At 37.5% G+C, this 12,326-nt stretch carries 4 protein-coding genes; all 4 read left to right on the top strand.

The window, feature by feature from the left end:
• The 4 genes from K8P03_RS01995 to larA all read left to right on the top strand — a co-directional run bounded on the left by K8P03_RS01995 (position 1) and on the right by larA (position 12,325).
• Positions 1 to 8,277, top strand: coding sequence for an Ig-like domain-containing protein (locus K8P03_RS01995; protein ID WP_223417943.1), 8,277 nt, complete (start codon positions 1 to 3; stop codon positions 8,275 to 8,277).
• A 488-nt stretch (positions 8,278 to 8,765) separates the two neighbouring features.
• Positions 8,766 to 9,977 carry an arginine deiminase gene (locus tag K8P03_RS01990; RefSeq protein WP_223417941.1) on the top strand — a complete coding sequence of 404 codons (1,212 nt, stop codon included), beginning with the start codon at positions 8,766 to 8,768 and terminating at the stop codon, positions 9,975 to 9,977.
• 44 nt (positions 9,978 to 10,021) lie between these two features.
• Positions 10,022 to 10,318 carry a hypothetical protein gene (locus K8P03_RS01985; protein ID WP_223417940.1) on the top strand — a complete coding sequence of 99 codons (297 nt, stop codon included), beginning with the start codon at positions 10,022 to 10,024 and terminating at the stop codon, positions 10,316 to 10,318.
• A gap of 729 nt (positions 10,319 to 11,047) precedes the next feature.
• Positions 11,048 to 12,325 carry a nickel-dependent lactate racemase gene (larA, locus tag K8P03_RS01980; protein WP_223417939.1) on the top strand — a complete coding sequence of 426 codons (1,278 nt, stop codon included), beginning with the start codon at positions 11,048 to 11,050 and terminating at the stop codon, positions 12,323 to 12,325.
• Position 12,326: the final 1 nt, after the last annotated feature.

Raw genomic sequence — 12,326 nt, 5'->3', positions numbered from 1 at the left:
TTGGACGACAAATTGTTAATGAAGGAAATAATCGAGCAAAGAAAGCTCAAAGGTTCCATCAGAAAACCAAAATACGCTACAAGAAAACTATCTATTGGTTTAGTATCTTGTATGCTAGGCTTCAGCCTCATTGTATCACCAGTTGATACATGGGCAGAGGAAGCAGATTTTCCTGCTAGTTCAGAAGAATTAGCTGATGCAAATACTGAAGAAGAATCCATCTTCTCTGAAGAACAAAAGCAAAAATTACTAGATGCAAAATTCACAGAAGAAGAAATCAAAGAACTAGAAATCAAGGCCAAGGACCAAAAGGCCCAAGAAGGCATACTTTTTGACCTTGACGAGTTTATCGACCAAGAAATAGCCGATAAAGAAAAACAAGGCGAAGAATCTAGCGATGATGCAGATCAAGGCCTAGAATTTAGCGATGAAGAAACTCCAGAACCAGTAGGTGAACCTAATCAAGGTGGAAAAGGAGTTGACGCTCTATCAAGTGCAACCTACTATAACAAGCCTAACTGGGAAAACAAAATTAAGGATAAATCCCGTTGGAAGGTGGAGGACTCCCAAACTTTAGTTAGAGTAACTACATCTGATCCAATTCAAATGAACGACATCGACTATGATGGTATGTTCATTGACGCAAACGGCAGATACGTAATTAGGCTTGTTTACAAAGAAAAGACACAAGCTGCTTCGGCTGTTTGGCACAAGGCTTTAATTAATTTCGGGGATCTTGAAAAGTTCGTCGACTTTGATTTATCACATGTTGTAGGCAGAGACGGTACGACTCAATACAAACTTGAAAATGTAAACGGAATTGTCGGTAGGTCTTTTGATTTGCCATCCGCTGTTGGTGGTAGAGCTAACCAAAGAAAGAATCTGCCTATAAATTTAGTTTTAAAAGAAGGCATTGACTTAAAAAGTCTGGGTAATGAAAACTTTATTATCCAAATGAGATTAACAACTGATGATTATTCGAAAGTATACGCTTATGCACCGGGTGAATCCTCTATGGACTACTCAACTTATACTAAGACTACAGGTGTTTCTCTAAATGATAAGGTAAACTCTTTATTCCTAAAGGGAGGTTTGCAATCTGATAGTAATAATGCAACAAACCAAGAGTTCTTTATGTCAGAATTTATTGCAAATCCAGAAAACTATAGCGACGCATCAAACTTAGGTATAATTAGAACTCAATACATGGGTCAAACGAACACTATTGTAAGAAATACAGTTGGTGGAGAACCAATTGCTTTTACACAAGTTTTTGATGCTAATCTTGTTAATTATTTGAAACCTGATTCTGAGGGAAATGTTGGATATGTCAATGTTATGACTGTCGATAGAAAACTATCTTCATATACTAAAAACGTTGGAATACCTAAAGACAAGATAAACTACTCTTCTGATGGAAAATTAGCTTATATAGTTGTCAGTACAAGTGATTTCAGTAAAGGTGACGTAAAAGTAGTACAAGTACCTAAACATGACCAACACACCATGTTATCCGGATTTTACATCACAGCGATTGATTATGTAGTAGACAAGGGTAAGTTTGAAGATACTTTTAGCAGCGACAAAGTAAGAAAACTTAACTACTCTACTATGTCAGGTTGGACTAACCCTAACAACAAAGGCTGGACAGTTTTTGAAAAGAAATACGCTAATGATTATGTAGTCCCAGAGGGAGAATCATACCTAATTGATACAACTTCTAAGCCAGCCGCAGATCAAATCATGATTCACATTGGTGGAGACCAAGCAATATCAAGAAAGCAACAAGGTTATTACAATGGCTTCGTTACCGGCAAGGACGCTGTTGATAGCATCACAAAATTTGCAGAAGGTGTTTATAAATTTACACTTAGAGAAGGTGCTACAATAAAGGCTGGACAAAGTCTAAAGATTTACATGCCTTATGATTCAACCTTTACCGGTCCTGTAAACTTCCTTGAAACGCACAACGGCAGTAAGCTAAATAAAGGCGCAGCAACATTAACATTACAAAACGATAGAAATATCAATATGCACCTTTATACAGATCTTCCAAGAGGAGCATCCTTTAAATTAAAATATACTTTAAAAGGTGAAACTGAACAAAAAGAACTAGTTTTCACTACACCGAAAGTAGGAACTTTCTGGCAATATAAAGATAATGACAAAGTTCTAACAGGTGTACCTAATACATCCATCCTTTCTACAGCTGGTAACTTCTGGATTAACACTAAAAAATTAGAGCCAGGAAAAGATATTATTGTAGAAGCCTATGATAATAACGGCAATAAGATTGATTCTAAAACTTCTTGGTTTAAGTATGTAAATATAGATAAGATAGAAAATACAAATAAAATAGCATGGACAGACCACTCTGATAAGTCAGCAATCCTTTCTATAAACAAGTCACTTTACACTCCATATCAATTGATATTTACAAATGATTATGCAGAAGGAACAGATGACTTCTACAAGGATCCAAGAGTATTGCCGGCTGATAATGCTAAGTTTAACACTGACACAACAGAACTTGTTGGTTATACAAAGTATGACGGTGGTAAGGTAAGGACTCTTTTTGAAAGAGAAAAACTTTACGCCAAAGTTGAAGCTGATGAAAATGAATACGATAAAGATGGTAAATTAGTCGGTGAAGATAAAAGAAAAGATATCACTATTCCTAAGGGCCATATCTTTGATCCTCACTTTGCAGGAGATAACAAGACCTACAAGGCTTATGAATATAGGATAAACCTAGCTAAGATGCTTGCTTATCATTCAGAAGATAAAACAACAGAGCATAAGCTTGAGCTAAAGAAGGATATGAAGTTTGTTTCAAGTGCATCTGACGGTTCATCACTTCCATCTTACCTATTAGAAACAAGGGTAAGGGCAAGAGTATTATTTGATACAACAGACGGTGCATGGGCAGACGGTACAAAGAAAGCTGTTAAGATAGCACCAGATAATGTTAAGTTCTACGGCCAAGATGGCTATGTAGCTAACGGTTTTGAAGGTGCAAATGTAGAAGCAAATACCGGTGATAAATTCCCTGAAGCACCAAAACTAGAAGGAAAGAACTTCTTAGGTTGGGTTACTGAAAAAGGTAAGACAACTTTAGGAAATAATGCAGTTGTTACAGCAGATGAATTTAATAAATTGCCAAAAGAACAAATCTTTACTAATGAAACACCAATAACAAAACACTTAGTTGTTTATGCTGTTTATTCAAATGAAGTAACAGTTACATTTGATGCAAATCAAGGTACATTTACTGACGGTAAGGACACAACTAATGTCAAAGTTGAAGGTGGAAATGCAACAAAACCAGCTGATCCAACAAGAGATGGATACACATTCAAGGGCTGGGCAGATACAAAAGATGCAACAAAACCAAATGTTACAGAATTTACAAACATCACATCACAAAAAACTTATTATGCTGTTTGGGAACAAACAGATAAGACACCTTTGAAGTTAAATGATCCTGTAAAGACAGTAGTAAAAGACACTAAGAATTTAACTTCAGATGAAAAAGACGATGTAGCAGATGCCGTGATTAAAGCTAACCCAACTTTAACAAAAGCTGACATTACAGTTGCAGGCGACGGTACAGTTACAGTTAAAAAAGACGGCAAGACTGGAACATTAGCACCTGAAAAAACTGTAGAACAAAAACAAGTTCAAAACAACTTCAACCCACCAAAAGAACCGGTTCTTGTTGAAAATACAAGCGCATTAACACCTGAAGAAAAACAAGCTGTTAAAGACGCTGTTAAAAAAGCCAACCCAGACAGAAACTTAACAGATAATGACATTACAGTAGAAAACAACGGTACTGTAAAAATCAACCAAGACGGTAAAGTAGGAACTATTCCGGCTGACAAAACTGTTAAGGCTAAGGACTCTGTTCTAAAATTAACTGATCCAGAAATAACAGAAGTTAAGGATCCTAATAACCTTACTGGAGAAGAAAAGGATGCAGTAAAGAAAGCTGTTATTGCAAAGAATAGCGGTTTGACTGTAAATGACATCACAGTAGATTCTAAAGGTAACGTTAGTGTTAAAACCAGCGATGGAAAGACCGGCGAAATTCCTGCTGCAAAGACAGTTAAAGAAAAAGACTTGTCGAAATTAAATAAACCAGCAATAACTCCTGTAGCAGATGATAAAGATCTAATAGAAAATGAAAAACAAGCGGTTAGAGACGCTATCAAGGCTGCTAACAAAGACTACGACTTACAAGATAATGAAATTACAGTAGATGATAATGGTAAAGCAACAGTTACAAGAGGCGACTCTACAAAAGTTTTTGAACCAGTTGAAACTGTTAAGAAGGACGCAAAACTACTTGATGTTAAGGCACCTAAGAAGACAGAAGTTGCAAACATCAATGACCTTACAGAACCAGAACAAGAAGCGGTTGAACAAGCGATAATTGATGCTAACCCAGACCTTAAACTAACAAAAGAGGAAGTAGTAATTAACGATGATGGTTCTGCAGTTATTACAAGAGGTGACAAGAAATATGCCCTTGCACAAAAAGATAATGTTGTTGAAAAATTAAAATACCCAGAAATAACTGAGGTTGTTAATCCAGCTGCCCTTACAGACAACGAAAAAGTAGATGTCGAAAATGCAGTTAGAAAAGCCAATCCAAACCTACCAGAAGGTACAAAAATTGAAGTAGCTGCAAATGGAGAAGTAACAGTAACTTATCCAACAACAGACGGTAGACCAGCAGCTACAATACCAGCTAAAAATACAGTTGTAAAAAATAATACTAAAGACAAAACAGCTCCAGCTGCACCAGGAGTAGGAGCAAACAACGACGGAACTGTAACAATTACACCACCTAAGGATGTAGACGTTAAATCAATGGATATAACATACACACCAGAAGGATCAGATAAACCAGTAACAGTTACAGCAACCAAAGATGACTATGGAAACTGGTCACTACCAGACAGAAGCGACTTAAAAATAGACCCAGCATCAGGAGTAGTAACAATCCCAGCAGACAAGGTGAAAGATAATACTGAAGTAAGTGCAAAAGCAAAAGATGAAGCAGGTAATGTATCAACTGCAGGAACAGCAACAACTCCATCAGAAAAACCAGCAATCACAGATGGCAAAGCTGAAAATGATCCAACAAAAACTACAACAACAGTAAGCGGAAAAACAAAACCAAATACAGAAGTAGTAATAACAGACAAAGATGGAAAAGAAATAGGCAAAGCAACATCTGATGCAAACGGAGACTTCACAGCAGAAGTACCAAAACAAGACAAAGGTGCTAAAGTTACTCTAACACCAAAAGATGGAACACCATCAGAAGTAACAGTAGCAGATAAGTCTACAACACCAGAAGATAAACCAGCAATCACAGATGGCAAAGCTGAAAATGATCCAACAAAAACTACAACAACAGTAAGCGGAAAAACAAAACCAAATACAGAAGTAGTAATAACAGACAAAGATGGAAAAGAAATAGGCAAAGCAACATCTGATGCAAACGGAGACTTCACAGCAGAAGTACCAAAACAAGACAAAGGTGCTAAAGTTACTCTAACACCAAAAGATGGAACACCATCAGAAGTAACAGTAGCAGATAAGTCTACAACACCAGAAGATAAACCAGCAATCACAGATGGCAAAGCTGAAAATGATCCAACAAAAACTACAACAACAGTAAGCGGAAAAACAAAACCAAATACAGAAGTAGTAATAACAGACAAAGATGGAAAAGAAATAGGCAAAGCAACATCTGATGCAAACGGAGACTTCACAGCAGAAGTACCAAAACAAGACAAAGGTGCTAAAGTTACTCTAACACCAAAAGATGGAACACCATCAGAAGTAACAGTAGCAGATAAGTCTACAACACCAGAAGAAAAACCAGCAATCACAGATGGCAAAGCTGAAAATGATCCAACAAAAACTACAACAACAGTAAGCGGAAAAACAAAACCAAATACAGAAGTAGTAATAACAGACAAAGATGGAAAAGAAATAGGCAAAGCAACATCTGATGCAAACGGAGACTTCACAGCAGAAGTACCAAAACAAGACAAAGGTGCTAAAGTTACTCTAACACCAAAAGATGGAACACCATCAGAAGTAACAGTAGCAGATAAGTCTACAACACCAGAAGATAAACCAGCAATCACGGATGGCAAAGCTGAAAATGATCCAACAAAAACTACAACAACAGTAAGCGGAAAAACAAAACCAAATACAGAAGTAGTAATAACAGACAAAGATGGAAAAGAAATAGGCAAAGCAACATCTGATGCAAACGGAGACTTCACAGCAGAAGTACCAAAACAAGACAAAGGTGCTAAAGTTACTCTAACACCAAAAGATGGAACACCATCAGAAGTAACAGTAGCAGATAAGTCTACAACACCAGAAGATAAACCAGCAATCACAGATGGCAAAGCTGAAAATGATCCAACAAAAACTACAACAACAGTAAGCGGAAAAACAAAACCAAATACAGAAGTAGTAATAACAGACAAAGATGGAAAAGAAATAGGCAAAGCAACATCTGATGCAAACGGAGACTTCACAGCAGAAGTACCAAAACAAGACAAAGGTGCTAAAGTTACTCTAACACCAAAAGATGGAACACCATCAGAAGTAACAGTAGCAGATAAGTCTACAACACCAGAAGATAAACCAGCAATCACAGATGGCAAAGCTGAAAATGATCCAACAAAAACTACAACAACAGTAAGCGGAAAAACAAAACCAAATACAGAAGTAGTAATAACAGACAAAGATGGAAAAGAAATAGGCAAAGCAACATCTGATGCAAACGGAGACTTCACAGCAGAAGTACCAAAACAAGACAAAGGTGCTAAAGTTACTCTAACACCAAAAGATGGAACACCATCAGAAGTAACAGTAGCAGATAAGTCTACAACACCAGAAGATAAACCAGCAATCACAGATGGCAAAGCTGAAAATGATCCAACAAAAACTACAACAACAGTAAGCGGAAAAACAAAACCAAATACAGAAGTAGTAATAACAGACAAAGATGGAAAAGAAATAGGCAAAGCAACATCTGATGCAAACGGAGACTTCACAGCAGAAGTACCAAAACAAGACAAAGGTGCTAAAGTTACTCTAACACCAAAAGATGGAACACCATCAGAAGTAACAGTAGCAGATAAGTCTACAACACCAGAAGATAAACCAGCAATCACAGATGGCAAAGCTGAAAATGATCCAACAAAAACTACAACAACAGTAAGCGGAAAAACAAAACCAAATACAGAAGTAGTAATAACAGACAAAGATGGAAAAGAAATAGGCAAAGCAACATCTGATGCAAACGGAGACTTCACAGCAGAAGTACCAAAACAAGACAAAGGTGCTAAAGTTACTCTAACACCAAAAGATGGAACACCATCAGAAGTAACAGTAGCAGATAAGTCTACAACACCAGAAGATAAACCAGCAATCACAGATGGCAAAGCTGAAAATGATCCAACAAAAACTACAACAACAGTAAGCGGAAAAACAAAACCAAATACAGAAGTAGTAATAACAGACAAAGATGGAAAAGAAATAGGCAAAGCAACATCTGATGCAAACGGAGACTTCACAGCAGAAGTACCAAAACAAGACAAAGGTGCTGAAATCAAAGTAACACCAAAAGGTGGAGATGAAGTAACTGTAAAAGTAACAGAAAAAACAACCACCCCAGGCGGAAGTGGTGGTTCTACAGGTGGAACTACTCCAACTGATCCAATTAAACCAGGTGATGATGATTCAAATAAACCAGGCACAGATGATAAGACTGGTGACAAAGGTGGTAAAGATTCTGATGGTAAGAATCAAAGAACTCCAAACCTTCCAGATGACAAGGTTAAGGTTAAGGATGAAGATAATTTAACTGAAGATGAGAAGAATAAAATCATCGATGAGGTTAAGAAGGCTAATCCAGATGCCAAGAAGGTTGAAATGGACGATAAGGGTAATGTTGTCCTAACCTATGATGACGGTTTTGAGGCGAGTATTCCTTATAAGAGTTTAATTGCTAAGGTTGAGCCAGGTTCTGTGGGAGTTCCTTCTAGGGACAAATCCCATGCCCAAGATCCATTCAAGGGTAATAAGCAAAATGCTCAAGCACCTATGAGAAACAAACGCAATCAACTTGGCGCTAAGAATGTCAAGACAGGCGTTGGCTCTGTTAGCGGTTTAGCAGGACTAGCAGGCGCTGCTCTTGCAGGATTATTTGTTACAAAGAAAAAAGAAGACGAGGAATAAGATAAGTAAGATTTGACTTATTTTACCTCTCTTGAAAAACTCAAGGCGATTGGGCCTTGAGTTTTTTTTGCGTTTTTTTTGTGGGGGCTACTGCGTTCACACTGGTCCTTAATTTATAAGGTCCCTCGTCAAAGTCCTTCGGACTTTTCTGTCGACGGTAGTTTTCGGATTGAGGCTTCGCCTAACGGCTTGCCTTCATCTCGAAAAGCCTCGATTAAGGGCTTCCATCAGTTCGCTACGCTCACTGTGGGCAGACCCATTAGGGACGGCGCTGTGAGGATTGGGATTCATATTATTTTAAAATTGTCTTGTAAAACTTTGACTTTTTTTGCAATATTTGTTGCAATACTTGTAGATTAGTGTTATAATTATATCAGGAAAACGTAATTTAAAGATACTGGCAAAGTTGCTGGTTGATAATAAGGACTTTTGTTGGTAGATTTACCAACATCGGTCCTTTTTTTCAGAAAATTATTTAGGAGAAGATTATGGTAAAAGTAAACGTTAACAATGAAATCAAGACTTTGAAAAAAGTTATGCTTCACAGACCAGGTGAGGAACTTCTAAACCTTACACCTTTCTTGCTTGAGGAACTTTTATTCGATGACATTCCTGACCTTGCTAAGGCCCAGGCTGAGCATGACGACTTTGCAAAGATCCTAAGGGACAATGGGGCTGAGGTTGTTTATCTTGAAGACCTTATGGCTGAGACTCTTGACGCTAATGAAGGCCTTCGTGACAAGTTTTTGGCCCAATATTTAGAAGAAGCTAATATCAAGAACGAAAACCTTTACAAGGAAAGCGAAGCCCTTCTTAAGTCAATTAAGGATACCAAGGCTTTTGTTGAAAAAACTATGTCTGGTATTACACTTAAGGAAATTGGCGGCTTCAAAAACATTGACAAAATTGTTTCTAATGAAGCCTACACAGCAATTTATCCTATGCCAAATCTTTATTTCACAAGGGATCCATTCTCTTCAATAGCTAATGGCGTTTCTATTAACTGCATGCACACCGTAACCAGACGTAGGGAGACAATCTACGCTGATTATATCTTTAAATACCACAAGGAATACGGCGGAACAAGGGATTTCTACGGTAGAAATACTGGCCATTCTATAGAGGGTGGAGACATTTTAAATATCAATAAAAACCTTGTAATGGTTGGTATAAGCCAAAGAACAGAGCTTGAATCAATCAAGACCTTAGCTACAAATCTAATCTTAGCTGACGATAATGAAGTTAAGGAAGTTCTTGCTGTAAATATCCCGGTAGAAAGAGCCTACATGCATCTTGATACTGTATTTACACAAATTGACCACGATGCCTTTACCTATCACCCAGGCATTATGTCCACCTTCCATGCTTACAGATTTACTGCAAGGGATGGAGAAATTGTATCTGAACAATTAGACAAGAGCCTAGAAAACTTGCTAAAAGATGCCCTTGGCCTTGACCATGTCAAGCTAATCCCATGTGGTGGCGGCGATCCAATAGCAGCCCTTCGTGAACAATGGACAGACGGATCAAACACCCTAGCTATTGCTCCAGGCAAGGTAGTAGTTTATGATAGAAACAATGTTACAAACGACGTTTTGGAAAAAGAAGGCTTTGAAGTATTAAAACTTGACTCTTCTAACTTAACAGTAGGTAGGGGCGGCCCAAGATGTATGTCAATGCCACTTGTTAGAGAAGACTAAAAACTGGGTATATATTTGTTAGACACTTTTAGAAGGAGGTTCTTATGGGACTTTTTAAGAAAATAATTGTTGCAAAAGGCACAAAAGACCTAGCCTCAAACCTTGCTAGAAAAAGCGTTCAAAACAAAGGAAGAAGGAAAAAGATGTTTAATAATAAATACAAAAACAAACCAAATATTATTTCTAGACTTGCTAAGGCAGCCTTCATGATAGGTGCTGGTGCATATCTTCTAAAGAAAAACCAAAAAGAAGTAGAAGAAACTGTAAAAGACGCAAAAGAAAAGGCCAACAGGGCCAAAGACGACTTTATTGATGCCTTTAATGGTGAAGACTTGAAATAAAATTGAAATTTAAGAAAAATCCGGTCATCTGGCCGGATTTTTTGTTGGGAAATTTGTGGGCTAGCTAAGATCTGTCATTCCGACAGAGAAGACAAGCCTTTTCGGTTAGTGTCTATGCTTATCCCAAATTACGGAGTGATTTGATGGATAGCTGGACTGCCCTAGCGGCCTAGAGCGTGCCGTATCCGAGGGCAGAATTACCAAGCGGCATAGACCGGCAGACTATCTCGTAGCGAAGCAAGAGAGACAATTAGCCCGTCTGCTTTAGGAGACCGACGGGGAATCTCATTTATGAGGAACTCTCTTCTATTCTTCTGGTTTTTGCTTTATGGGATTCCTCACTTTGTTCGGAATGACAGACACTACCCAGTGTCGGCCGAGCTTGCCTAGTTTCTAAAGAAGGAGGGCTGGTGTCATTCCGACAGAGAAATCGTAAGGTTTTAACGAGGAATCTTATTTTTGACTTTTCTATCTAAATTTTAATTTTTTTTGCATATTAATGCATGGATTAATTTTGCATATAGTTTCAAATTACTATAAAAAATAAATATAATTTATAGGCTATAAATCCCTTAATTACAAAAAACGTTTTACTTTTTGGAATTTAGAGGGTCTTAGAATTTATCCATTTATACGTACAAAAATTAATAAAAATGCCCTTGATATTGGTGATTTTTGATGTTATAATCTACCTGTTGAATAATTATTAATACAATAGGAGATGTTAAAATGATAAAAATCAATGTACCTTACGATCATACAAGCATGGAGGTCGCATTAGAAGATAAAAACTTTGCAGGAAAACTAGAAGGTCAACAAACTCACTTTGTTGCAGAAAAGTCTCAAGAAGACTTGGTTGAAGAATCTCTAGATAACCCAATCGGACAAAAAAGTCTAGAAGAACTTGTTGTTGGCAAAAAAGATATTGTAATAATTAGTTCAGACCATACTCGTCCTGTGCCTTCAAAAATTATCACACCAATTTTATTAAGAAGAATACGCAGTGCTAACCCAGATGCCCGCATCCGTATCCTTGTAGCAACAGGCTTCCACCGCCCATCAACTAGGGAAGAATTGATAAATAAATACGGTCAAGAAATTGTAGACAACGAAGAAATCGTGATGCACGTATCAACAGATGATAGCTCAATGAAAGAAATAGGAACTCTTCCAAGTGGCGGAGCTTGCATAATTAACAAAATTGCTGCGGAATGTGATTTGTTGATTGCTGAAGGCTTTATTGAAGCTCATTTTTTCGCAGGATTTTCTGGCGGAAGAAAAGCAGTTTTGCCAGGAGTTGCTTCCTATAAGACAATCATGGCCAACCATAGCGGTGAATTTATAGATGATAAAAATTCAAGAACTGGAAACCTAAAACATAATTTAATCCATGAAGATATGGTTTATGCAGCAAGAACAGCAAATCTTGCCTTCATTATTAATGTTGTATTAAATGGTAATCACGAAATTATCGGTTCTTTTGCAGGTGATATGGAAGAAGCTCACAAGGTTGGTTGTGATTTTGTAAGAGACCTCGCCAGTGTGAAAAAGATCGACTGTGATGTAGCAATTACAACAAATGGTGGGGCTCCTCTTGATCAAAATATTTACCAAGCTGTAAAGGGTATGACAGCTGCTGAAGCAACTGTTAAAGAAGGCGGAGTAATCATTAGCTGTTGTGCTTGTGGTGATGGCCACGGTGGTGAAGGTTTCTATCACAATATTGCCGATGTAAAAGAAGCTAGGGAATTTGAAGAGATGGCAATTAACACTCCAAGGCTAGATACTGTGCCAGACCAATGGACTTCTCAAATTTTTGCCCGCATCCTTTCTCATTATCATGTAATATTGGTATCTGATAAAGTAGACGAAAAACTTGTTACTGACTTACACATGCAATTAGCAAGAACTATGGATGATGCTTTAAAATTAGCCTTTGATATAATGGGTCAAGATGCTAAAGTAGTAGTTATTCCAGATGGTTTGGGCGTAGTTGTTGAAGATTAAT

The organism is Anaerococcus murdochii (assembly GCF_019957155.1).
Classification (GTDB): domain Bacteria; phylum Bacillota; class Clostridia; order Tissierellales; family Peptoniphilaceae; genus Anaerococcus; species Anaerococcus murdochii.
Note: the sequence above shows the minus strand (reverse complement) of the source record. Positions and strands in the feature narration are given on the sequence as shown.

Excerpts from the sequence above, each read along its gene's own strand:
- K8P03_RS01990 (WP_223417941.1), top strand. The coding sequence starts at position 8,766 with ATGGTAAAAGTAAACGTTAACAATGAAATCAAGACTTTGAAAAAAGTT.
- K8P03_RS01985 (WP_223417940.1), top strand. The coding sequence starts at position 10,022 with ATGGGACTTTTTAAGAAAATAATTGTTGCAAAAGGCACAAAAGACCTA.
- larA (WP_223417939.1), top strand. The coding sequence starts at position 11,048 with ATGATAAAAATCAATGTACCTTACGATCATACAAGCATGGAGGTCGCA.